Annotated in this window: 22 protein-coding genes; 11 read left to right on the plus strand and 11 right to left on the minus strand. The window is 60.3% G+C overall.

Features of this window, described 5'->3' with window-relative positions; genetic code table 11:
- Positions 1–30 precede the first annotated feature (30 nt).
- From GM668_RS06870 to xapA, 4 genes are all read right to left on the minus strand, one after another.
- Positions 31–2412, minus strand: a complete 2382-nt coding sequence (locus GM668_RS06870) for an aldehyde dehydrogenase family protein (RefSeq protein WP_371868651.1) — start codon at positions 2410–2412, stop codon at positions 31–33.
- A gap of 11 nt (positions 2413–2423) precedes the next feature.
- Positions 2424–3386, minus strand: coding sequence for a deoxyribose-phosphate aldolase (gene deoC, locus GM668_RS06875; RefSeq protein WP_155438217.1), 963 nt, complete (start codon positions 3384–3386; stop codon positions 2424–2426).
- The gene (locus GM668_RS06880; RefSeq protein ID WP_155438218.1) at positions 3383–4576 is read right to left on the minus strand and encodes a phosphopentomutase; all 1194 of its coding nucleotides are present in this window, start codon (positions 4574–4576) and stop codon (positions 3383–3385) included. The genes deoC and GM668_RS06880 overlap by 4 nt, the downstream gene beginning before the upstream one ends.
- 94 nt (positions 4577–4670) lie before the next feature.
- Positions 4671–5507: a xanthosine phosphorylase gene (xapA, locus tag GM668_RS06885; RefSeq protein ID WP_155438219.1), complete on the minus strand. Its 837-nt coding sequence runs from the start codon at positions 5505–5507 to the stop codon at positions 4671–4673.
- A 244-nt stretch (positions 5508–5751) separates the two neighbouring features.
- On the opposite strand from xapA, the gene GM668_RS06890 reads away from it, so the two are divergent.
- Genes GM668_RS06890 through GM668_RS06900 form a run of 3 tightly spaced genes read left to right on the plus strand, consistent with a single transcriptional unit; the run spans position 5752 to position 8716 of the window.
- Complete coding sequence (locus GM668_RS06890) at positions 5752–6879, plus strand: carbohydrate kinase (RefSeq protein ID WP_170305530.1); 1128 nt, start codon at positions 5752–5754, stop codon at positions 6877–6879.
- 5 nt (positions 6880–6884) lie between these two features.
- Complete coding sequence (locus GM668_RS06895) at positions 6885–7805, plus strand: pseudouridine-5'-phosphate glycosidase (RefSeq protein WP_155438221.1); 921 nt, start codon at positions 6885–6887, stop codon at positions 7803–7805.
- Positions 7806–7813: 8 nt separating this feature from the next.
- Positions 7814–8716 (plus strand): LysR family transcriptional regulator, encoded by a 903-nt coding sequence (locus GM668_RS06900; protein WP_155438222.1) that lies wholly within the window; start codon positions 7814–7816, stop codon positions 8714–8716.
- Here GM668_RS06900 and GM668_RS06905 read toward each other — a convergent pair.
- Positions 8713–9486: a LytR/AlgR family response regulator transcription factor gene (locus GM668_RS06905; RefSeq protein WP_155438223.1), complete on the minus strand. Its 774-nt coding sequence runs from the start codon at positions 9484–9486 to the stop codon at positions 8713–8715. The genes GM668_RS06900 and GM668_RS06905 overlap by 4 nt on opposite strands.
- Positions 9483–10598: a sensor histidine kinase gene (locus GM668_RS06910; protein WP_155438224.1), complete on the minus strand. Its 1116-nt coding sequence runs from the start codon at positions 10596–10598 to the stop codon at positions 9483–9485. Before GM668_RS06910 ends, GM668_RS06905 begins: the two co-directional genes overlap by 4 nt.
- Positions 10599–10750: 152 nt before the next feature.
- Between GM668_RS06910 and GM668_RS06915 the strand changes: the two genes are divergently transcribed.
- The 3 genes from GM668_RS06915 (at position 10751) to GM668_RS06925 (ending at position 12371) form a co-directional block, all read left to right on the plus strand.
- Positions 10751–11695, plus strand: a complete 945-nt coding sequence (locus tag GM668_RS06915) for a nuclear transport factor 2 family protein (RefSeq protein ID WP_155438225.1) — start codon at positions 10751–10753, stop codon at positions 11693–11695.
- Positions 11696–11818: 123 nt separating this feature from the next.
- On the plus strand, positions 11819–12106 hold the full coding sequence (locus GM668_RS06920) for a type II toxin-antitoxin system Phd/YefM family antitoxin (protein WP_155438226.1): 288 nt from the start codon (positions 11819–11821) through the stop codon (positions 12104–12106).
- The gene (locus GM668_RS06925; RefSeq protein ID WP_155438227.1) at positions 12069–12371 is read left to right on the plus strand and encodes a Txe/YoeB family addiction module toxin; all 303 of its coding nucleotides are present in this window, start codon (positions 12069–12071) and stop codon (positions 12369–12371) included. The genes GM668_RS06920 and GM668_RS06925 overlap by 38 nt, the downstream gene beginning before the upstream one ends.
- 15 nt (positions 12372–12386) lie before the next feature.
- Here the strand turns inward: GM668_RS06925 and pcp are convergent, their stop codons facing one another.
- The 5 genes from pcp to GM668_RS06950 all read right to left on the minus strand — a co-directional run bounded on the left by pcp (position 12387) and on the right by GM668_RS06950 (position 18561).
- Positions 12387–13055, minus strand: a complete 669-nt coding sequence (gene pcp, locus GM668_RS06930; protein WP_155438228.1) for a pyroglutamyl-peptidase I — start codon at positions 13053–13055, stop codon at positions 12387–12389.
- Between the two features lie 7 nt (positions 13056–13062).
- Positions 13063–14013, minus strand: a complete 951-nt coding sequence (locus GM668_RS06935) for a DUF979 domain-containing protein (protein ID WP_170305531.1) — start codon at positions 14011–14013, stop codon at positions 13063–13065.
- On the minus strand, positions 14010–14744 hold the full coding sequence (locus GM668_RS06940) for a DUF969 domain-containing protein (protein ID WP_155438229.1): 735 nt from the start codon (positions 14742–14744) through the stop codon (positions 14010–14012). The genes GM668_RS06935 and GM668_RS06940 overlap by 4 nt, the downstream gene beginning before the upstream one ends.
- A 120-nt stretch (positions 14745–14864) precedes the next feature.
- Entirely contained in the window at positions 14865–16082 is a 1218-nt protein-coding gene (locus GM668_RS06945; protein WP_155438230.1) for an RNA-guided endonuclease InsQ/TnpB family protein, read from the minus strand.
- A 205-nt stretch (positions 16083–16287) separates the two neighbouring features.
- Positions 16288–18561, minus strand: coding sequence for a TonB-dependent receptor (locus GM668_RS06950; protein ID WP_155438231.1), 2274 nt, complete (start codon positions 18559–18561; stop codon positions 16288–16290).
- Between the two features lie 600 nt (positions 18562–19161).
- Between GM668_RS06950 and GM668_RS06955 the strand changes: the two genes are divergently transcribed.
- The 5 genes from GM668_RS06955 (at position 19162) to GM668_RS06975 (ending at position 24344) form a co-directional block, all read left to right on the plus strand.
- Positions 19162–20157 (plus strand): BMP family lipoprotein, encoded by a 996-nt coding sequence (locus tag GM668_RS06955; protein WP_155438232.1) that lies wholly within the window; start codon positions 19162–19164, stop codon positions 20155–20157.
- 80 nt (positions 20158–20237) lie between these two features.
- Positions 20238–21773, plus strand: coding sequence for an ABC transporter ATP-binding protein (locus GM668_RS06960; RefSeq protein ID WP_155438233.1), 1536 nt, complete (start codon positions 20238–20240; stop codon positions 21771–21773).
- A complete protein-coding gene (locus GM668_RS06965; RefSeq protein ID WP_155438234.1) occupies positions 21770–22846 on the plus strand; it encodes an ABC transporter permease in 1077 nt (358 codons plus the stop codon). The genes GM668_RS06960 and GM668_RS06965 overlap by 4 nt, the downstream gene beginning before the upstream one ends.
- Before the next feature lie 4 nt (positions 22847–22850).
- A complete protein-coding gene (locus GM668_RS06970; RefSeq protein WP_155438235.1) occupies positions 22851–23822 on the plus strand; it encodes an ABC transporter permease in 972 nt (323 codons plus the stop codon).
- A 99-nt stretch (positions 23823–23921) separates the two neighbouring features.
- Positions 23922–24344, plus strand: a complete 423-nt coding sequence (locus tag GM668_RS06975; RefSeq protein WP_155438236.1) for a cupin domain-containing protein — start codon at positions 23922–23924, stop codon at positions 24342–24344.
- The last annotated feature ends 41 nt before the right edge of the window (positions 24345–24385 follow it).

Genomic DNA, 24385 nt, shown 5'->3' on the forward strand with positions numbered 1-24385 from the left:
TGCGGCCCTTCGGATCATCCTGTTACGGAGTTATACGCCGTAGGGGATCCAGATGTTTTTCACTTGCGATGCGTGCGCCAGTACCGTGCGGCCGCCTGCTTGCGCCGTGCTGAACCAGTCACGGCCCTTCGCGCCGCCCGTCCACGTACGCTTCAGCGAACCTGCCGACAGGCGCTCGACTTCGGCACAGCCGGCAGCGGAACCGTCGTGGCGCCAGATCGCGTCCACGTCCGAGTGCGTCGCCAAGGTGCGCGCCAGCTCGTCCGCCGAACCCGTGACGATGTTCACGACGCCGCCCGGCAAGTCCGACGTGTCGAACACCTGGTACAAGTCCGTCGCGCTCAATGGATGCGCTTCCGACGGTACGACCACCACGCGGTTGCCCACGGCAATCGCCGGCGCCACCAGCGAAATAAAGCCCAGCAGCGGGTTTTCATTCGGCGCCACGATACCGATCACGCCAATGGCTTCATTGAGCGCCACGGTGATGCCGTGCATCGGCGGCTGGTGCGCCAGGCCGTCGTATTTGTCGGCCCATGCGGCCCAGTAGAACAGGCGTTCCACGGCTGCCTGCACTTCTTTCTCAGCATTCTTGGCGCCGGTCTGCGCAGCGATACGCTCGGCAAATTCCGCGCCGCGCGCCGCCAGGTTTTCTGCGATATAGAACAGCACTTGCGCGCGGTTGTGCGCTGTCGCCTTGGTCCAGCCAGTGGCCTTGTGCGCGGCTTCCACGGCGTTGCGGATATCCTTGCGGTTACCCTCGCCCACTTCGCCAAGGAACTTGCCGTCCGCGCCGTGGATGGCGCGGCTGTAGGCGCCGTCAGGGCGCGCTTGCTTGCCGCCGATGTACAGCTTGGCCGTGCGGTCGATCGCGAACGGGTCGGCCGATGCTGCAGCTTTGGCCTTGCCTTTATCGGCAACCACCGGTGCGGCAGGACGCTGGTCTTCCGACAGCGGCACCAGGTATTCATACATGCCTTCGCGGCCGCCTTCACGGCCATAGCCGGATTCGCGGTAGCCGCCGAAGCCGCACGCGGCATCGAACTGGTTCGCCGTATTGATCCACACCACGCCGGCCTTGATGGCAGGCGCCACGTCCAGTGCCAGCGAAATGTTTTCAGTCCACACGCACGACGCCAGGCCATACACGGTGTTGTTTGCCAGCTGCACGGCTTCTGCCGGCGTGCGGAAGCTCATCGCCACCAGCACCGGGCCGAAGATTTCAGCCTGCGCCACGGCAGCGGACGTCGATGCGCCCGTAATCAGGGTCGGCGGGAACCACGAGCCATCGGTCGGGATCACGCAGCCGGCCGGCTGATACACGTCGCAGCCTTCGCAGCGCGCGGTTTCCACCAGGCCCGCAATACGCTGTTGCTGGATCGGATCGACCAGTGCGCCGATGTCCATCGACTTGTCCAGCGGCGAACCCAGTCGCAGGTTATCCATGCGGGCACGCAGTTTCGCCAGGAAGCGCTCTTCCACGGATTCCTGCACCAGCAGGCGCGAACCGGCGCAGCACACCTGCCCCTGGTTGAACCAGATGGAATCGACCAAACCTTCGACAGCGGCGTCCAGGTCTGCATCTTCAAACACGATGAATGGCGATTTGCCGCCCAGTTCCAGCGACAGCTTCTTGCCCGAACCGGCAGTCGCTTCGCGGATGATGCGGCCCACTTCGGTCGAACCCGTGAACGCCAGCTTGTCGATGCCTTCGTGTTTGACGATGGCTTCACCCACGCGGCCGTCGCCGGTCACAATATTGACGACACCGGCCGGCACGCCGGCCTGCACGCAAATGTGCGCAAACAGCATGGCCGTCAGCGACGTGAATTCCGCAGGCTTGAACACGATGGTGTTGCCTGCAGCCAGTGCCGGCGCGACTTTCCATGCCAGCATCAGCAGCGGGAAGTTCCATGGCACGATCTGGCCCACGACACCAACCGGGCGGTGGCCGGCGAATTCTTCATCTTGCAGTTGCGCCCAGCCGGCGTGGTAGTAAAAGTGGCGTGCCACCAGCGGCAAGTCGGCATCGCGCGTTTCGCGGATGGTCTTGCCGTTATCCAGCGTTTCAAGCACGGCGAACAGGCGCGCATGCTTTTGCATCAGGCGCGCAATGGCGTACAAGATCTTCGCGCGGCCATGGCCGCCCAGTCCTTGCCATGCCGGCTGTGCGCGGCGCGCAGCTTCCACGGCGCGGTTCACGTCTTCGCTGGTTGCCTGCGTCAGTTCGGCCAGCAGCTTGCCGTCAGCCGGGTTGTTCGACGCGAACAAATCGGTTGGTTCGGTCCATGCATTGTCGATGAACAGGCCGAATTTGCGGCCTTGCTGGTCCAGCCATGCTTGCGCTTCTTTCTGGCTTTCTGGTGCGGGGCCGTAGTCCATGGTCTTCAAAATGTCGTTAATCGTTGGCATGAGTGGAATCCTTAAGGTTGCGCGTGGCGGTGTGCGGCCGAGTAATTGCCGGTGACATGGTGTTCGAGCTGGCGCTCGATGTCAGTCAGCAGGCTCGATGCGCCAATACGGAACAAGTGCGGTTCCAGCCATTCATTGCCCAATTCTTCTTTCATCACGGTCATGTATTGCAGCGCAGCCTTGGCCGTGCTGACGCCGCCGGCCGGCTTGTACCCAACCTGGAAGCCCGTGCGTTCATAGTATTCGCGGATCGCGCGCACCATCACCAGCGATACCGGGATGGTGGCGTTGACGCCTTCCTTGCCGGTCGACGTCTTGATGAAGTCAGCGCCAGCCATCATGCAGACCCACGATGCCTTCGCCACGTTTTCCAGCGTGACCAGGTCGCCCGTTGCGAGAATGGCTTTCACGTGCGCTTCGCCGCACGCTTTACGGTAGGCCAGCATTTCATCGTACAGCGCCTGCCAATTGCCCGTCAGGACGTGCTGGCGCGTAATGACGATATCGATTTCTTTCGCGCCTGCCGCCACCGACAATTCAATTTCGCGCACTTTGGTTTCCATGCTGGTCAAGCCGGAAGGGAAGCCAGTCGACACGGCGGCGATCGGCAAACGGCCTTGCAACACCTTGTCCGCGTGCTGGATCATTTCGTGGTACACGCACACGGCGCCCGTCTTCAAGCCGCGGTCTTGCAGGCCCAAAGCGTCAACCAGGTCGGAACGCAGCGGACGCATGGCTTTCATGCACAGGCGTTCCACGCGGCCCGGCGTATCGTCGCCTGCCAGCGTAGTCAGGTCGATCAATTCGATCGCCTTGACCAGCCAGGCAGCCTGGTATTCCTTCTTGACGGTGCGGCGGTTGGCCAGCGATTGAGCGCGGCGGTCGGCCGCAGCTTTGTTCACGTGGATATGGTTCAGCCAGCCCAGGTCGAGCGGCATCGCCTCATTGCGCTTGAAATTGTTATCGTGGGTCATAACAGGTTGGTTCCGTTGGAAAGTGGTTTCACGCCGAGGTGGCTGGCAATGGTCTGGCCGATATCCGAGAACGTGTCGGAAATACCGAGCGCGCGGCCCTGAACGCCGGGACCGAAGAAAATCATCGGGATGTGTTCACGCGTGTGGTCGGAACCGGGCGACGTCGGATCGCAGCCGTGATCGGCCGTGATGACGCACAGGTCGCCGTCTTTCATCTTCGCGAAGAATTCCGGCAGGCGCGCATCCATTTCGTGCAGCGCGTTCGAGTAGCCAGCCACGTCGCGGCGGTGGCCGAACGCCTGGTCGAAGTCGACGAAGTTCACGAACGTCAGCGACTTGTCGCCTGCTTCATCCTGTACTTTCAGCAGCGCGTCGAACAGCGCCATATTGTCCGGGCCTTTGACGACGCGGGACACGCCCTGCCCCGCATAGATATCGCTGATCTTGCCCAGTGCGATCACCTCGCCGCCTTCGTTTTTCACGTGATCCAGCAAGGTTGGCGCGTGCGGCGGCACCGCATAATCGTGGCGGTTCGACGTGCGCTTGTAATTGCCGTTTTCGCCGACAAATGGGCGGGCAATAATGCGGCCGATGTTGTATGGCTTGACCAGCTCATACGCCTTCTCGCACATGTCGTACAAACGCTCCAGGCCGAAGTGCTGTTCATGGCATGCGATCTGCAGCACGGAGTCGGCCGACGTGTACAAAATCGGCTTGCCGGTGGCCACGTGTTCGTCGCCCAGTTCATTGATGATGGTGGTGCCGGAAGCATGGCAATTGCCGAGGAACCCCGGCACGCCCGTCAATTCCTGCAATTTGTCCGTCAACTCTTTCGGGAACGATGGCACTTCCTTTGGGAAGTAGCCCCAGTCGAACAGCACCGGCACGCCGGCGATTTCCCAGTGGCCTGATTGCGTATCCTTACCCGTCGACTGTTCGCGCGCGGCGCCATAGGCGGCCGTGAAACCGTCGCGCTGGTTGAAGCCGGCGGCCCACTCGCCACAAGCGGTATGGGCGGCGGCGGCCAGTCCCAGTTTTTCCAGGTTCGGCAAGTCCATCGGCTTGCCTTCTTTCGCGGCCCACGCCGCGATATGGCCAAAGGTGTTGGTGGCGGCGTCGCCGTATTTGCCGGCGTCTGGCGTGGCGCCGAGGCCGAAGGAATCCAGCAAGAGGATAAAGGCGCGTGACATGATGGTGCTCGTCTCGGTTGAGTTAAGAAAATTCAGTTTAGGCCATACAATGCAAAAGAGCGGCCGAACCGCTCTTTTTCCGCTGACTGGCGCTTTACGCGCGCGGCGTTTTCGCCACGTTGGCCAGGAAGGCCAGGATCAGTTTCACCAGGCTTTCCGCGCCGATGGCCGCGTATTTCAGCGTTTGTTCGTGCGACAACTGGAATGGCGACATGCCTTCGGCCAGGTTGGTCACGACGGACACGCCCATCACCTTCAGGCCGCAGTGGCGCGCTGGGATCACTTCCGGTACCACGGACATGCCCACCACGTCGGCGCCCAGCACTTTAAAGGCGCGGATTTCCGCTGCCGTTTCAAAGTTCGGGCCGGAGTACGAAATGTACACGCCTTCATGCAGCGTCACGTTGGCTTCCACGGCGGTCGACTTCAGCAAGTTGCGCAAGTCGGCGTCATAGGCATTGGCCATCGAGAAGAAGCGCGGGCCGAAACGCTCGTCGTTCGGGCCGATCATTGGCGAACCTGGCAACAGGTTGATATGGTCAGTCAGCGCCACCAGCGAACCGGCGTCGACTTCCGGACGCAGCGAACCAGCCGCATTGGTCACGAACAGGAAATCCACGCCCAGCAGTTTCAGCGTGCGCACGGCGGACGTCATGACGTTCAGGCCATAGCCTTCATAGAAGTGGCCGCGGCCTTTCAGGCACACGACTTGTACGCCGGACAAGGTGCCCAGCACCATGGCGCCTGCATGGCCATGCACGGTGCTGATCGGGAAACCTGGCAATTCATCGAATGGAATCGTCACTGCATCTTGCATTTGCTCGGCCAGCACGCCGAGACCGGAACCCAGCACCAGCGCGAGACGTGGCTGGAAGTTCGCCGGCATGCGGGAACGGACAAGGGCGGCGGCCTGGAATGGAGCGTTGTTCATGAAGTTCCTCGTTATGGATTTATACGTATAAGCGCTGTAGCGTGAAACCGCTTGCGCAAGATGGCTTTCGAGTGAAGCGATACTATGCAGTATTGGCGATATGTATGGCAAATACCATTTTTCTTTACTATTTATATGAATGAAGTATAAATAGCTAGTGTAAACATTCGATGTGCACAGATTGACAGCAGCCAAACAAATGTCCACAATGCTCAACAAATGTTTACCCAACATGAAGACTGCCGTGAACGACTTATCCAAAAAGGAACAGTTATACGAGCTGATACGGGCGAATCCCTTTGTATCGCAGCAAGACCTGGCGGTCGAACTGCGCCTGTCACGGTCCGCCGTGGCAGGCCACATTGCCAGCCTCATCCGTGAACGCCGATTGTTAGGCCGTGCCTACGTATTACCGGACAAGCGTCCTGTCATGTGTATCGGCGCCGCCTGCCTGGACCGTAAACTCCGCTCAATTGCCCGCCTGCAGATGGGCACTTCCAACCCTGCCACCGCTGAAGAAGTATTTGGCGGCGTGGCGCGCAATATCGCTGAAAACCTCGCCCGCCTTGGTCTGCCTTCGGCCTTGCTGACAGCCATCGGCGACGATAGCTCCGGCCAGTCTCTGCTGCAGCATGCGGAAGATGCGGACATCGATACGCGCGGGACCTTGAAACTTGCCAATACCTACAGCGGCACGTATACCGCCGTGCTGGATGAACGGGGCGAACTGCTGCTCGGCCTGGCTGATATGGCCTTGTTCGACCAGCTGACGCCGGATTTCCTCGTCAGCCGCGCGCCGCAGCGCACTGCCGCCGCCATGGTCGTGGCTGACTTGAATCTGCCGCACGACAGCGTCGCCTCGCTGCTGGAAGATGCCCGCGTCGGCGCTGCGCCGCTGATTATCGTGGCCGTATCGCAGCCGAAAATGGCGCGCCTGCCGCAAGATTTACGCGGCTGCCGTTTACTGATCCTGAACCGCGCCGAGCTGGAAACCCGCGTCAACCGCAAGCTGCCGGATGAAAGCGCCGTCGCCCAAGCCTGCCGCGACGTACAGGAGCAAGGCGCGCAAGACGTCATCGTCACGTGCGGCAGCGAAGGCGTGTATTACACGTATCCGGACGGAGTGGAATGGCTGCCTGCGCCGCAAGTGGACGTCATCGACGTCACCGGTGCCGGCGATGCTTTCTCCGCCGGCGTATGCTGGTCGCTGTACCAGGGCAGCGGCGACTTGTCGCTGGCGTGCCGCCGTGGTTTAAAAGTGGCCGCCATGACGCTGGAAAGCCCGGATACGGTTTCGCCATTGCTGGCGGCCGATATCCTCGATGAAATCAATGAATTCAACCTGGAAGCTGCTTCCACGTTGCAGGACTGACACCTATGCACCAATTCCTTTTGTTCTCGCCTGAAGTGGCCAGCGCCCGCGCTGCCGGCAAACCCGTCGTCGCGCTGGAATCGACCATTATTTCGCACGGCATGCCCTATCCGCAAAACGTGCAGACGGCGCGCGAAGTCGAACAAATCATCCGCGACGCGGGCGCCGTGCCGGCCACCATCGCCATCATTGGCGGCAAGATTTGCATTGGCTTGTCGGACGAACAATTGGAAACGCTGGGCAATTCACCGGAAGCCATGAAAGTGTCGCGCCGCGATTTGCCCTACGTACTGTCGACCGGCAAGCTGGGCGCCACGACTGTTGCTGCCACGATGATTTGCGCGCAACTGGCGGGCATTTCCGTGTTTGTCACGGGCGGCATCGGCGGCGTGCACCGCGGCGCGGAAACGTCATTCGACATTTCCGCCGACTTGCAGGAACTGGCGCAAACATCGGTCGCCGTGGTCTGCGCCGGCGTGAAATCCATCCTCGACATCGGCTTGACGCTGGAATACCTGGAAACCCACGGCGTGCCCGTAGTGACGGTGGGCCAGCCCGGCTTCCCTGCTTTCTTCACGCGCGAAAGCGGCTTCAATGGCGACTTCCAATTGGACACGCCGGCCGAGCAGGCAGCATTTATTCATACCAAATGGCAGCTGGGCTTGAAGGGTGGCGTGGTTGTCAGTGCTCCGGTACCGGCGCATGAAGCCATGCCGAAAGAAGAAATCGACGCCATCATTATGCAGGCATTGAATGAAGCGCGCGAACAGGGTGTGACAGGCAAGAAAGTCACGCCATTCCTGCTGGCCCGCATCAAGCAATTGACGTCGGGCCGCAGCCTGGCTACCAATATCGCACTGGTGAAAAATAATGCGCGTGTCGGCGCCGAACTGGCGCGCGCGCTGTCGGAGCACCCCGTTTCATAGGTTCCCCCATGTCCATCGACCTGAAACAGTTACGCTACTTCCTGGCTGTCGCCGAAGAAAAAAGTTTCAGCCGCGCCGCGGAACGGCTGCACATTTCGCAGCCGCCGCTGTCGCAACAGATCATGAAGCTGGAAAGCGAACTGGGTGTCAAACTGTTCGCCCGCACGACCCGCACGTTTGAACTCACCGTGGCGGGCAAGGCGCTGATGAATGAAGCGTCGGATCTGCTGTCGAAAATGCGCATGACCATCGATACGATCCGCCAGATCGACCGCGGCGAAGTGGGCCGCCTGCGCGTGGGTATCGTGGGCTCCGCCATGTGGGGCCCGATTCCCACCATGCTGGAAGAATTCCAAAGCAAGTATCCGCGCGTCACGTGGACCATCCACGAATACGGCCCAACCGTACAATACGACGCGCTGCGCGCCAAGCAAATCGACGTGGGCTTCTGGCGTGAGCCCAAGCTCGACGAAGACGACCTGAAAAACGATAACCTGCGCCAGGAACTGTGCTTCCGCGAAAACATCTGCGTGGCCATCAATGAACATCACCCGCTGGCGAAGCTGGACGCCATTGAATTGATGGACATTGCAGAGGAACCCATGCTGACCCTGGCGCTGGATAAATCCGCCTTCCCCCGCTATTTGATCCAGTGCTGCGTCAAGGCGGGCTTCCAGCCGCAAATCTTCCAGGAAGCGAACGAGCCGCAAACGTTACTGGCCATGGTGGGCGCGGGGCTGGGCGTGGCGCTGCTGCCGGAAACCACGAGCCGCATCGGCTGGCCGGGCGTTGTGTTCGTGCCGATCCGCACCAATCCGCCGTCGGCCAACCTGTACATCACGTATACGACGCTGGACGATGCACCCGTGGTGCGGGCGTTCCTCAACATCCTGAAACCGCCGGCGGCTTAACACTTCGCCCGCCACTCGCGCAGCGCATCTTCGCGGTAAACGCGGCTTAACGTCAGCCGCGTGCCGTCGGCCATCATCAGCAGGCTGTCGCCGCCAAACCACGGCAACAGCTTCACCACATGATCGAAGTTGGCGATGTGCGAGCGGTGGACGCGGCGGAAGCGTGCAGGATCGAGGCGTTCCAGGATCCCCACCATCCGCTCCCGCATCAGCAGGGATTTGCCATGCATGTGCAGGCGGATGTAATTGCCTTCCGCGCTGACGTACAAAATGTCCGCCATCCGCACCAGTTGCCGGGATTCGCCGGTCCGTACCAGCAGCCGGTCATCGCGTGGCGCCACCGTATCGAGCAAAGCGCCAAGGCGGGCCTGCCGTTCCGGCGCATGGCTTTGTCCCAGCCACGTGCGGGCCTTGGCCATGGCGCGGGAAAACCGTTCCTGGTCAAAAGGCTTGAGCAGGTAATCCATGGCGTTGGCGTCAAACGCGGCCAGCGCGTAATGGTCATAGGCTGTCGCAAAAATGGTGGGCGGCATGTGTTCCAGGCCGACTTCGCGGATCACGCCAAAGCCATCGAGCTCCGGCATCTCCACGTCCAGAAATACAAGGCTGGGCGCCATGCTGCGGATAGCGTCCACCGCCTGCCGTCCATTGGCCGCTTCCTGTATTTCCGCCACGTCCGGTTCGGCGGCCAGCAATTGCAGCAGGCGCTTGCGGGCGGACGTCTCGTCGTCCGCCACGAGAACACGGACAGGCTGGCGGTGGCCGCTCATACAATGTTCCCTGCCGCGCTGCCGGGCAATGTGACGCGCGCCAGCGCACCGTTTTCCGTGTTGACCAGGTCCAGCGCGGCAGCCCGTTCCTGTCCTGCACCATACAGCGCTTCCAAACGTCCGCGGATATTGGCCAGCCCTACGCCCATGCCGGGCCGCCGGCTGGCGCCGGCGCCGCCTGCCGCCGCCCTCCCCTTGTTTTCCACTTCCAGCACCAGGCCGTCATCGGCACGGTAGGCACGGATCGTAATGTCGCCGCCGTCCGCATAAGGGGCCACGCCATGCTTGATCGCGTTTTCCACCAGCGGCTGCAGCACAAAGGGTGGAATGCGGCATGCCTGCAGCGCATCCGGCACCAGCCACTCCACGGCCAGCCGGTTTTCAAAGCGGATGCGCTCGATCTCGACATACGCGGACACCAGTTCCAGTTCTTCGGCCAGCGTGACTTCCTGCCTGCCGCTGTCGCGCAGCGCAAGCCGCAGCACGTCGCCCAGCCGCTTCAAGACGCGGTCTGCCGTGGCCAGGTCGTAATGCATCAGCGATCCGATGGCGTGCAAAGTATTGAACAGGAAATGCGGCTGCAACTGGGCTTTCAGGTTATCGAGCTGCGCGCGCACCAGCATGGTTTGCTGTTCGGCCAACTGCAACTCGCGCTGGCGCGCGTGGGCGCGCATGGCGCTGACCTGGACGATGGCAAACAAGCCTGCGTACGTCATCAAGCCCAGGTTGAAGCATTCGCGGAACGCCCGTAGGGCAATGTCCGCCCACGTTGCGGACCCCGCACGGCCCATCAGCCTATCGCCCAGCCACAGCCCCACTGTGACGTCGGCCTGCACGAACAGCGCCGCCGCCACGCCATGGAACAGCCACGAACGCCAGTGCAGGCGCAGTGGAAAACGCCGCATCAGTGGAATCGCGGCCAGGCCAAGCAGCGACCAGACGCCAAAATACGCCGCGTTGTAGACCAGCAGCGCATGCATGGGGGCGAAGAAAACATCGCGGCAAAGGTTGTACAGTGCCGCCAGTATCCATGCGCCCCAGTAGGCTGGCCGGGGCACATACAGCCACCCGTTTTCCGCCACATATCCCGTATCAAGCTTTGCCGTGTTCATGGTTGCCAGTGTGCCTGCAGCGCGGCGCCATGGCCAGTGCTTTCATCCCGCATTTGTCACGGCTGGTCCCAAATGACTCGCCACCGCCCGCGCTGCGCCGCACAGTAGCCAGTGCCGGCGATCGTGCCGCCATGACCATGAAAGGAAAATGAATGAAGCAACTGCCTGCCCTGCTCTTGACGTTCAGTATGTGCGCCTTGCCGCTGGCGCCCGCGCTGTCAGCCGAAGCTGCCGCCACGCCGGGCCACGCCGCCGTTCGCGATGGCGGCAGTGAAGCGGCCAACAAGCAGCAAATCACGCGGCTGTACCAGTTGATGGGCGCCGACCCGCAAGCCGCCGGCCGCCTGTTTGCCCATGACTTGATCCAGCACGACCCGCAGCTGGCCGATGGCCGCGATGCGATAACGCGGTGGATTGCCGGCCTTGGCCGCCAGGTGTGGACCGTCAAGCACATGCTGGCGGAGCGCGACCTGGTCTTTGTCCATGCGCACCTGGGTGAATCCGCAGCGGACGAATGGCATGGCAACAACCGCTATGACTTGTACCGCCTGGACCGGGGGCTGGTGGTCGAGCACTGGGCCGTCACAGCGCCGGCGCCGCAGCGCTCGGCCAATGGCAACAGCGCGTTCAGCGACGTCTACCACTATACGGGCGGCGCCCCCGCCACCGACCCGGCCCGCGTTGAATTGAACCGCCTATTGGCGCGCTCGCTGTCGGAAGATGTCTTCGGCAAGCGCCAGTTTGGCTTGCTGGACCGGTTCTGGGCTAGCGGCTACCTGCAGCACAATCCCTATGTCGCCAATGGCCGGGCGGCGCTGGCTTCCGTACTGCCCTACATTGCCCCGCCCGGCGCGTCTTACCGCGTGATGCACGCGATGGCGGACGGCGACCTGGCCCTCGTGTGCGCCCACGCGGCCGACCCGGGCGCCAATCCCGATGCCCCGTTCAGCGGCACGGCCGTGTGCGACTTGTACCGCATGGTGAATTATGAAATGGTCGAGCACTGGGACGTGGCGCAGGCGATACCGGGCAGCTCCGTCAATGGCCATGCCATGTTCGGCAGCCTGTATGGAAAGCACCGCCAGGGGCACGACTGACATCGAATGTACAGAATCCTGTACCACCCTGAATCAAGATACAGGATTCTGTACAATGAAAGAAATCCAGTCTTGGGACCAGTTACATCAAGACAATTTATCAATTATCCAAGATTATCAACTATGAACATCCTAACCTTTAGCGAAGCGCGTGCAAGCTTAAAGACAGTGATGGACAACGTTTGTACCGACCACACCCCTACCGTGATTACCCGTGTCAGCGGCGAACACGTTGTGATGTTGTCATTGGCGGACTACAACAGCATCGAGGAAACCATGTATCTCCTGGGTTCTGCCAAGAATGCCAACCGATTAATGGAGTCCATCGCTCAGCTTAAAGCCGGCAAGGCACGCCCTCAGGAGCTGATTCGCGATGACAAGCAAAAAAGCAAAAAACAAACAGGCGGCTAAAGAATCCCGTCTGTCATGGACGCCGCACGCATGGGAAGACTACCTGTATTGGCAGCATGAAGATTTTGCACTGGTTGAAAAGATCAATGATCTGATCGACGAGTGCCTGCAAACACCTTTCACCGGAACCGGCAAACCAGAGCCTCTGAAAGGGGAATTGACTGGCTTCTGGTCCAGGCGCATCAACAGGGAACACCGCCTGGTGTATTTGCCGGAAGACGGCGGCATTTATATCGTGCAATGCCGCTATCACTGCGATAAGTAGCCACATGGGAGACGCTCAATGCGTCGCCCCGCCCAACTCCCGCACATCAACATCCACCGCCAGTGCAGTTTTAACGGCAATCTTCAAGCCTTCAACGACATCATTCAACGCCATGCTGGGCGCCCCCGGATGGCGCGCCGCCTGCTGCGGCAAGTAAGGAATGTGAATGAACCCGGCCCGCAGCGGCGCAAAACCGCCCGTCTTCTGGCGCGCGGCGGCAATGTGCATCAAGCCATAAAACACATGGTTGCAGACAAACGTGCCGGCAGTCTGCGACACCGATGCCGGCAAGCCCGCCGCGCGCAATTCATGCACGATGGCCTTGATCGGCAAGGTCGAGAAATACGCGGCCGGGCCATCCGGTATCACTGGCTGGTCAACCAGCTGCCGGTGCAGGTTGTCGGGAATCGGCGCGTCGTCGACATTGATCGCGACCCGCTCGATGGACATATCGCAGCGCCCGCCCGCCTGCCCCACCGCGATGACAATCGACGGGTTGTATTCATTGACGGCCGCCGCCAGTTCCGCAATCGACTGGCCAAACACGCAAGCCAGCTGGCGCGCTTCCACCGTAAAGCCTTCCTCGCCCCATCCGGCCAGCGCCCTCACGGCTTCCCACGCAGGATTGATGGGCTCCTTATTAAACGGCTCGAAGCCGGTCAGCAGCACGGTTTTCTTCGTCATGGCACTCTCACATCAGGAAATACAGCAACAGTATATTCGCCGCCAGCAGCGGCAAGGCCGTCGGCACTTGCGCCTTGATGACGGCATGCCGGTCCGGCAAGTCCAATAGCGCCGTGGGCACCACATTGAAATTCGCCGCCATCGGCGTCATCAAGGTACCGCAATAACCGGAAAACATGCCGATCGCTGCCATCAGCGCGGGGTTCCCATGGTACACGCCCACCAGCACGGGAATGCCGACGCCGCCCGCCATCACGGGGAACGCAGCAAAACCGTTACCCATGATGATCGTGAACAGCGCCATGCCGCCGCAATAGACGGACACCGCCACCAGCTTCCAGTCCATGTTGATGTACGACGTGCTGACGTGGGCCACCGCCTTGCCGACACCCGCTTCGGAAAACAGCAGCCCCAGTACCGCCAGCATGTGCGGCAAGACAATGGCCCAGCCCATCGCATCGACCAGGCGGCGGAATTCCCGCGCACCCTGCAGCGGTGTCGTACGCAGGGTGCGGCACGCGATGCCCAGTGCAATGACCGACGCCACGCCCAGCGCCGCCAGGGTCATATGCTTCTGGTCGAATAAAAACAGGCCACTGATTTTTACGTCTTTCAGCAGCGTCGAACACGCCATCGTAACAGCAGGGATGACCAGCGCCGGCACAAACAGTTTATGCCCCAAACGCTGGGCGCTGGCGCGCCGTTCGGATTCCGGCAGTACGGCAGGCTTGCCCATGCTGACGCCGCCAAACCCTGCCAGCAGCGCCATCGCCACCATCAAGGCGCCGGCCCATACGGGCGGTAGCGCTTCGCCGCCCAGATAAGCGGTCGCGTACAGTGCCCAGAACAAGGCGGTCGTCCAGCGGCGCGGATTGGTTTTATCCCGCAACGTCAGCACGGACAACAGCGCCAGCATGCCGCCCAGCAGCACATAAAAGTAATCGAGTTTGAAAATCACAGTGCGCTCCCATGCTGCCTGCCTGCCACCGCCAATTCCGCAGCCGCCACCAATTCGCGCTGCAATTCCTTATCCAGCCGCCGCAGATTCCACGCGTGGATCACCCACGCACATACGGCTGTCGGGATGCCCCACACGGCGATGTGCAGCGGATTGACTTCAATGCCCTCGCCCCGCAAGATGGTTTGCATCAGCACGATGGCGCCAAACGCGACGAAGATGTCTTCGCCAAAGAACAGGCCCACGTTATCGGTGGCGGCAGCCATCGCGCGCACCTTGTGGCGCATCCGTTCGCTGATGCCGGGATGGCGGTTTTCCGCCGCACCTTCCGCCATGGGCGCCACCAGCGGGCGCACCATGTTGGGATGGCCGCCCAAACTCGTCAGTCCCAGCGCGGCAGCCGCTTCGCGCACCGTCAGGTACACAATCAGGATGCGCCCCGCCGTCGCGCCCCGCACTTTTGCAATGACGGCCTGCGCGTGTTCGCGCAAGCCATAGCGCTCCAGGAGACCAATGGCAGCTAGCGGCAACAGGTAAATCAGCGGCAGGTTGCGCGTCTTGATAAAGGCCGTGCCCAGCGACGCCAGCAAGGTTTCAATGGGCATCGATGCCGCGAATCCCGTGGTAAAGCAGGCTGCCACCACGACCAGCACGGGATGCGCACGCAGCACGAATCCCAGCACGATCACTGCGACGCCCAGCAAGGGCCATAAATTCACTGCTGAGTGCATGATGCCTCCAAGATGCGAATGCCCGGCCTGAAGGCCCTGCACCCATCGTTTGAAATGTAAAGATCGCCTATAGTACAATTGACATCCTCCCCTCCGTGAGCGGAGGAGATTCCTTCGGCGCTACGCGGTCATTTGCGTAGTCGCTACGGTGGGTTCCTGCTTCATCGAGCAGCCCGACTGCGCCAACTCTCCACAGGCTAAAACGCGATGTCCTCGCGCTAAAACGTTGATCGCGCCGACCACATCAGCATGATTTTTATAGCCGCAATCGACGCACAGGAATTGTGCCTGCGTCCGCCGATTGTCTTGCGAGACGTGGCCGCATGCCGGACACGTCTGGCTGGTGTGGTGCGGCGGCACGGCCAGCAACATGCCACCGTTCCATGCCAGCTTGTAGCCAAGCTGGCGGCGGAACTCGCCCCACCCCTGATCCAGGATGGCTCGATTCAGGCCGCTTTTCTGCCGTACCTTGCTGCCCGGATGTTCGATCGTTCCTTTGGCTGACCTGGACATGTTTTTTACCTGCACATCTTCAATGCAGACGAGCGCGTGGCTTTTGCTGATCGCCGCTGTAGTCTTGTGCAGGAAATCCTTGCGGGCGTTGGCGATGCGGGCGTGTATCTTCTGAACGCGAGCCTTCGCCTTTTTCCAGTTGCCGCTGAACTTGACTTTCCGGCTCATGCGGCGCTGGTAGCGGGCCAAGCGCTGCTGATGCTTTTTGAAGCTGTTGAGAGGCGCGATGAAAGCGCCATCGCTCATGGTGGCGAACCGGGTGACACCAACATCGATGCCGATGGCTGTCGTCGCCGTGGGCAACGGTTGTTCGACTTCGCGTCGCGTCTGGATCGCCATGTACCACCTGCCGCCAGACTGGCTAACGGTCACGTTGCGCAACTCGCCTTGTACGTGGCGGCTGTTACGGTAGCGCAACCAGCCGAGCTTGGGCAGGAAAATACGGTTGTTCGCTTCATCGAGCCTGATTTGCTTCGGATCCGGATAGCGGAAGCTGTCGCCGCAGCCTTTGCGCTTAAAGCATGGAAAGCCGGCCCGCTTCCCGAAGAAATTTTTGTAGGCATTTTCCAGGTCCTTCAAGGCATGCTGCAGAGCCTGGGATGGCGCTTCCTGGAGCCACGCCATGCCAGCTTCGCGCTTCCAGACCGGCAAATTTGCCGCCATCGCCACATAGCCAATGAACTTGTTGCCTTGGGCGTGGTTCTCCTTCTGCATCGCCAGCGCCTTGTTGTAGACGAACCGGCACGACCCGGCGAAACGGCGCATGTCGCGCGCCTGCCCGCCGGTTGGCATGAGTTCGTATTTGAAGGCTTGGAGGCGGATCATACTGTAATTATATACAGCACTGCGCTTTAGGCAAACATGACGCAAATGGCAGTGGACGGCTGCGCCGTCCGCGCTGACATCACCGGCCTGAAGGCCGATGTTTTACGCGCACCGGATAAAAATGCCCGTGCATCAGCCGATGCACGGGCATTTTTTCTAACCGGGGTGATTAGATTTTCTTGACAGCCTCAATCCAGTCAATGCGTCAGAACGACGCCTTGAACTGCACGCCATAGGTGCGCGGTTCGTTGACGATACCGGTCAGGTTGTCGAAGTCAATCGCGGCAACGGACTGGATACGGTTGGTGATGTTGCGGCCGTAAGCAGCGATTTCATACTTGTCCCATTTGTAGCCCACGCGCAGGCCGCCTTCGGTCAGCGCCTTGGCGTTGTATTCCTTCGCGGAGTACAGGAACATGTTGTAGGTGCTGCGGTAGGTCCAGTCGGTGTAGGCATACAGCTCGCCGTCGCCCAGGTCGGTCGAATACTTCAGCGTGAAGTTATGCTGCCACTTCGGTGCACGCGGCAGCGGGTTGCCGTTCACGAACGCCACGGTGGAACCATTGCGGGTTGCGGTCGGGTTGGTGACCGTGCACGGTGCGCCGCATGGCGATACGAACAGGTTCGGGTCCTTGATTTCCGTATCGTTGTAGCTGGAACCGAAGCTGCCCGTGAAGCCGTAGCCCAGGTTTGCCTGCATATCCACTTCCACGCCCTGGCCGATTACCTTGTCGGCGTTGACCAGCACGTTCTGGTTGATGGAGCCCGAACCGGCAGTCAACTGCTTGTCTTTCATGCGGTAGTGGAAGACGGTAGCCGACAGGCGCGCGCGGCGGTTGAACAAGTCTTCCTTCACACCGGCTTCAAACGACACTGCCTTCTCGACACCAGCCATGGTTGGCAGGCTGTCCAGGCCGAACAGGCGGCCCTGCATGGATGGCGCGCGGTAGCCAGTCGCAACGCGGGCGAACACGTTGGTGTCCTTGTCCACGGTGTACGTACCGCTCAAGTCCCAGCTCAGGTTGCTCGAATCGCTGTTCAGCGCATGCGATGCCGTGCGGTTTTCCACGCGCAGCGCCAGGAAGTCTTTCTTATCCTTGGTGTAGCGCAGGCCGCCGCGCAGTTTCAGCGCGTCCGACACCGTGTAGTTCAGCGTACCGAACAGCGCATACGATTCCGTGTTCTGGAACTGGCGGGCATATTCCGGATTCTGTGGATTGCCTGGCGCCAGCGAGTTGAAGCTGATCGAATCGATCTGGATGCCTTCGTTGAAGTAGTAAGCGCCGGCGATCCACTGCAGCGGACCCGCGATTTGCGACTCGGCGCGGAACTCTTGCGAGAACTGGCGGTGGTTCGGCATCAAGTCGGCGGTTTCAACCGGGAATGGAATGAAGCCTGGGCCCGATGGTTTCGCGAAGTCGGCGCCGTAGCCGCCATCCACGTCGGCGCGGCTGTAAAGCTTCAGGGTTTCAAAGCCGGTGATCGAGTGCAGGGTCACGCCTGGCAAATCCCAGCGCAGGCGGGCGTTGGCGCCACGGGTGCGCAGCCACTGCTCGTTGACGCCGTCGGTCGGGTAGCTGTTGTAGTCGAAGCCATCCACCAGATCATTGGTGCCCTTCTTCAGGATATTGGCGCGGAACAGCGTGGCGCTGCCGTTCATGGTGCGGGCGTGCACGTTGAACAGGGCGCTGAAGTCCTTGGTCGGCTTGACCAGCACTTGCAGGCGCGCGGCGCTGTCGTCGTAGCCTTCGAAGTCCTGGGTGCCGGTTGGGCGGCCGTTATGCACGCGGTCATCGCGGTGCTGGGTCTGGCCCGAGAAGCGCATCGCAACAGTATCCGACAGCGGCACGTTGAACGCGCCTTCGATGTTGCGCACGCTATCTTTACCGAAGCCCACATTGGCGTAGCCTTCGGTCTTGAACACGGGTTTGGCGGAATCAAGCTTGATCACGCCGGCCGGGGAGTTACGGCCAAACAGCGTACCTTGCGGGCCGCGCAGCACTTCCACCTGGTCCACGTCGAATACCGGGAAACCCTTGAGCATCGGGTTTTCCATCACGATGTCGTCCATCACGTAGCCAACCGGCTGCGATGCGTTCAAGTCGAAGTCGGTGTTGCCCAGGCCACGGATATAGAAGCGCGGGAAGGTACGGCCGAAGTCCGATTCCACGTTCAGCGATGGGGAACGGCCTGCCAGGAAGCGGATGTCCTGGCCGCCGGACGTCAGCACGTCCAGTTTTTCGCCCTTGACGGACGCAATCGCCATCGGCACGTCTTTAATGTTTTCTGCGCGGCGCTGTGCCGTCACAATCACGGTTTCCAGCGCGCCATCAGTTTTTTTTGCGGCTGGGGCGGCAGCGGCCGGCGCAGCGGATTCTTGCGCCTGGCCTTCATCCGCGTAGGCGAATTGCAGCGGGAATGCAGCGGCAACTGCCAATGCGATCAGCGTACGGCTTGCGTACGTAGTCTTCTTCGTCATAAACCAACTCCTTGTGGGGGGTGTGCTACACCTTGAGTGCTCCGATCAATACCTCGCAAAGCTTTGCAAAAAGCAAAGAAAAAACGACGTAAGGGCGCATGCTAGCACGAATTGTTTTGACGGAAAATTACGGAAAACCCCATTCTTATTTATATTTTCATCATATAAATAACCAACGAAAAACGTATTTGCCATACATATATACGCTCATGCATAGTAAGGGACTGCCCAAGCGCTATGCAGCGCGCCCAGAAAATGCTAGACGATGTTCTCTTCAGAGGGGAATCGCCTGAAATGATGGGAACAAGGCGGTGGACGGCGATAAAAGAATGGGTGCTTTTCGTGTCGATTTACTATCACGAAAACAGTCGATTTGTAAAAAAGCCACAATCAAGTGTTAGAGAAATATTTCAAAATTGTTGCGAGCCCACAACAGGGCATGAAACAAATTAACCAAAAGTTACAGATTAGTAACCGCGCTATCACTCAGCGTTTGGCACGAACGTACTAAAAAGAATCGTTTGGCATGGCAAAAGCTCTTAAAAGGGGTTTTTCCAGCCCCAAAAAATATACAATATCGAACTTCCAGGGAGCCAACTCATGAAAATCAAACAACTTTCTGTAGCGATCGCAGCTTTGTGCGTGACTGCCGGCGCCTCCGCCGCGGACCCGAAGCTGGGCATCGTCTACGATGCGGGCGGCAAGTTCGACAAATCATTCAACCAGTCTGCATTTGAAGGCGCGTCGCGCTTCCAGAAAGAGACCGGTATTAAATTCATCGAAGTGCAAGCCAGCAGCGATACGCAAGCCGAACAAGTGCTGCGTGGCCTGGCCCGCAAGAACCTGGACTTGATCGCGTCGATCGGCTTCGCGCAAACGCAAGCCGTGCAAAAAGTCGCGAAGGAATTCCCGAAAGTGCGCTTCGTGCTGATCGACGGCGTGGCGCAAGGCGCCAACGTCAACTCGATCACCTTCAAGGAAGAAGAAGGCTCGTACCTGGCCGGCGTGGCCGGCGCGATGGCGTCGAAAACCAAGAAGCTGGGCTTCATCGGCGGCATCGACATCCCGCTGATCCGCACGTTCGCCTGCGGCTATGCGCAAGGCGCAAAGTCCGTCGACAAGAAAGCGGAAGTCATTCAAAACATGGTGGGCACCACGGCGTCCGCATGGAATGACCCGGCCAAGGGCGGCGAACTGGCGCGCTCGCAATTTGAACGCGGCGTGGACGTCGTGTTTGCCGTGGCCGGCGGTTCCGGCAATGGCGTGCTGCAAACGGCAAAGGAAAAAGGCAAGCTGTCGATCGGCGTGGACTCGAACCAGAACGGCCTGTATCCAGGTTCCGTGCTGACGTCGATGGTCAAGAATGTCGGCAATGCCGTGTATGACTCGTTCATGCAGCAAAAGAACGGCACATGGCAAGCCGGCGTCACCGCCAAGGGCCTGAAAGAAGGCGGCGTGGATTGGGCGCTCGATGAAAACAACCGCAAGCTGATCACCCCTGACATCGAAAAGAAAGTCATGGCGGCACGCAAGGATATTATCGATGGCAAAGTCAAAGTCATCGACATCCGCACTGGCGTCAACTGCCCAGCCTGATCATGTAAATCCAAGAGAACGCGCCGGCGGGGTCGTCCCGTTCGGCGCGTTTTTTAATGACTACCCTTTCCAGTGATCCTATGCACCCAGCAGTAGAATTTCGCGGCATTTCCAAGCATTTTGGGGCGGTGAAAGCGAACACGGACGTCAGCTTTTCGATTGCCAAAGGGGCCATCCATGGTCTCGTGGGCGAGAATGGCGCCGGCAAATCGACCCTGATGAGCATCCTGTATGGATACTACCGCGCTGACAGCGGCGATATCCTGCTCGACGGACAAGTCCAGTCCATCCACAGTTCCCACGAAGCGATCCGTCTCGGCATCGGCATGGTGCACCAGCACTTTATGCTGGTTGAAAACATGACCGTGCTCGATAACGTGATGCTGGGCGCCGAAGGCGGCTTTAAACTGGCCAGCCAGCGCGCGGGTGTGGAAGCCAAGCTGCGCGAGATTTGCGCGCGCTACCGCCTCGACGTCGATCCCCTGGCCACGATTCAAGACTTGTCGGTCGGCGCACAGCAGCGCGTGGAAATCCTCAAGCAGATTTACCGCAGCGCGAACATCCTGATCCTGGATGAACCGACTGCCGTGCTGACTGCGCAGGAAACCGAATCGCTGTTCGAAATCCTGCGTCTGTTTAAAGAACAGGGCAAGACCATCATCCTCATCACGCACAAGCTGCAGGAAATCATGGACATCACGGATACCGTGACCGTGATGCGCGCGGGCCGCGTGGTGGGCGCAGTGCAGACTGCATCGACGTCGAAGGAAGAACTGGCCAACATGATGGTGGGCCGCCCGATTGAAAACAACCTGCCCCGTGCCGCGTACAACCCTGGCAAGCCGGTGCTGGAAGTGCGCGACCTGGAACTCAAGGATGACAATGGCGTCACCTTGCTGAACAAGTTGAATTTCACGCTGCGCGCGGGCGAGATCGTTGCCATTGCGGGCGTGTCCGGCAACGGCCAAAGCGAATTGATGGAAATCCTGTCGGGCATGCGCTTGCCCACGTCGGGCGAGCTGACGTTTGAGGGCAAGGCCCTGCCTTTCTCCGGGCGTTCCGATGCCGACGGCCTGCCGCGCACGTTCCGCGAACTGGGCATCGGCCACGTGCCGGAAGACCGCTTGCGCGATGGCGTCATCAAAGGCTTCTCCGTCATGCACAACACGTTCTTCGGCCACCAGGACGACAAGGCGCTCAAGAACAAATGGGGCCTGATCGACTTTAAAGGCATCGCCGAACGCTGCGCCGGGCTGCTGAAAACGTTCGACGTGCGTCCGGCCAATCCGGATTTGCGTATCGGCCTGCTGTCCGGCGGTAACCAGCAAAAAGTCGTGATTGCCCGCGAAGTGCTGGCCAATCCGAAGCTGATGCTGGTGGGCCAGCCGACCCGCGGCGTGGACATCGGCACCATTGAAGCCATCCACCGCCAACTGCTGGCGCTGCGCGATGCCGGCATGGCGATCTTGCTGGTGTCCGTGGAACTGGAAGAAGTGCGCGCGCTGGCCGACCGCATCCTCGTGATGTGCGGCGGCTCGATCACGGGTGAATTGAAAATCGACGAATTCGACACGACTCGCATCGGTCTGCTGATGGGAGGCATGCATAAATCATGACGACTAACGATATGCCACGCTGGGCCACGGGCTTTGTCCTGCCCGTTTTGAATTTGCTGTCCGCGCTGCTGGTGGCCGCGCTGGTGATCCATCTGCTGGGCGAAGACCCGGTGGACTCGATGCGCATCTTGATCAATAGCGCCATCATCAATCCGGAAGGCTTGAGCTATACGCTGTTCTACGCGTCGACGTTCGTGTTCACGGGCCTGGCCGTATCCCTTGCCATGCAGGCGGGCCTGTTCAACATTGGCGCGGAAGGCCAGATGTATTTTGGCGGCCTGGGCCTGACCATGGCCATGCTGGCGTTTGACGCTTCGCTGCCATGGTGGCTCTTGATCCCCGTCGGCATCCTCGGCGCAGCGTTGTTTGGCGCGCTGTGGGCATTCCTGCCTGGCTACCTGCAAGCAAAACGGGGCAGCCATATCGTCGTGACGACGATCATGTTCAACTTCATCGCGGCGTCGCTGATGAACTTCATCATCGTCAAATACCTGATTCCGCCGGGCGAGCAAAACACGGCATCGCGCGTGTTTAGCGCCGCAGCGGAAATGCCGCGCCTGAATACGTGGTTCCCTGCGCTGGGCGATACGCCGCTCAACGTCAGCTTTATCTTCGCGATTGCCGCGCTGGCGATTTATGGCGTCATGGTATGGCGTTCGCCTTGGGGCTACAAGCTGCGCGCCACGGGCTTGAACAAGCATGCGGCGCATTACGCCGGCGTGAAAATTTCCGGCATGATCATTACCGTCATGCTGATTTCCGGCGCGCTGGCAGGTTTGGGTTCCGTCAACTCCATCATGGGTTCCACGCACTACCTGTCGCTGAACTTCGTCGGCGGCGCGGGCTTTGTCGGCATCGCGATTGCGCTGATGGGCCGCCAGCATCCGGTCGGCATTTTCCTGTCGTCCGTACTGTTTGGCGCCTTGATCCAGGGCGGCTTTGACTTGTCGCTGGAAAAACCCAACATTCCGACCGAGACCTTCATCTTCATCCAGGGTTTGATCATCCTGTTCTGCGGCGCCATGGAAAACCTGTACGCGCCCGTCATCGTGAAACTGGCCAAGAAAGGTTAAGGACATGACTTTCGAAGACCTGCATATCGGCAGTATCCTGGTATCGACCGTGCGCAATGCGCCGGTGTTGATTTTCGCCGCCATGGCCGGCTTGTTTGCTGAACGTTCCGGCGTTATCGACATCGGCCTGGAAGGCAAGATCCTGGCGTCCGCCTTCGTGTCGGCGGCCGTGGCCTTTGCCACGAAAAACCCGTGGTTTGGCGTGGCGGCAGGCATGGCGGTGTCCGTCGTGCTGGCCACGCTGCAAGGCTATGTGGCCATCACGCAAAAAGGCAACCAGCTGGTGGGCGGCATCGCCATCAATATCGCCATGAGCGGCCTGACGTTCGTGGTGGCGCAATTCTTCTTCCAGCAAGGCGGCCGTACGCCTGACCTGGGCGATGCGCGCCTGTTCGACGTGGTGCTGCCAGGCAGCGCAGCCGTCGCCGATGTGCCCTTCATTGGCTGGCTGTACACGAAACTGATCGGCGGCCACTCCGTGCTGGTGTACCTGGCGTTTGCGCTGGTGCCGCTGGTGCACTGGGTGCTGTACCACACAAGCTTTGGCTTGCGCCTGCGCGCTTGCGGCGAAAATCCGCACGCAGCCGATGCTGCCGGTGTGTCCGTGGAATGGACCCGCTACCGCGCGATGATTATTGCTGGCGTCCTGTGTTCGTTCTCGGGCGCTTACCTGGCTATCGTACAAAGCGGCTTCTTCCTGCGCGACATGTCAGCCGGCGCCGGCTACCTGGCGCTGACGGCCATGGTGTTCGGCAACTGGCGTCCCATGTACACGTTCCTCGGCTGCCTGATGTTCGGCTTCTTTGGCGCTGTGCAAATTCAGCTGGAAGGCGTTGACTTGCCAGTGATTGGCCGCATCCCGGGTGCGTTGATCCAGATGGTGCCGTACGTCGTGACGGTGGTGGTGCTGGCGGGCTTGATGGCCAAGTCGGTGGCGCCGAAGGCGATCGGCGTGCCATTTGTAAAATCGCGCTAATAACCTGCATGGGGAAGGCGGCATTGCCTTCCCCAATCCCCTCCCCTCATAATGGCTCCGCGCCGCGCCCTGCGGCATGTCACTCACGGAGACTTCACAATGAAACAATTCGCTGCCGCCTTGCTGGCCACGCTGTTGCTGCCGCAAGCGTACGCGCTCGACCAGACCGCCGCCGTCAAAGCCACCACGGTACTGAAAGCCACGAACAGCTGGGATGGCAAGCCGCTGGTTTATCCGCAAGGCCAGGCGCAGGTAACGGGCCTGCTGATTGAAATCGCGCCCGGCGGCGAAACCGGCTGGCATTTGCACACGGTGCCATCGTTTGCCATGGTCATTGAAGGCAACCTGGAAGTGCAGCTGAAAGATGGCTCCGTCAACCGGCTGAAGGCTGGCGACATGCTGGCGGAAGTGGTCAATACTTTGCACAATGGCCGCAATGTAGGCACGGGTCCGGTCAAGCTGGCAGTGTTTTACACTGGCGCGACGGACAGTAAGTTGACCGTGATGGAAGCGGCAAAGTAGGCTGGATGCAGAGCCGGCAAGGCTGTAATCAACAGGCGGAC

This window comes from Pseudoduganella ginsengisoli (assembly GCF_009720865.1).
GTDB classification, from domain to species: domain Bacteria; phylum Pseudomonadota; class Gammaproteobacteria; order Burkholderiales; family Burkholderiaceae_D; genus Rugamonas; species Rugamonas ginsengisoli.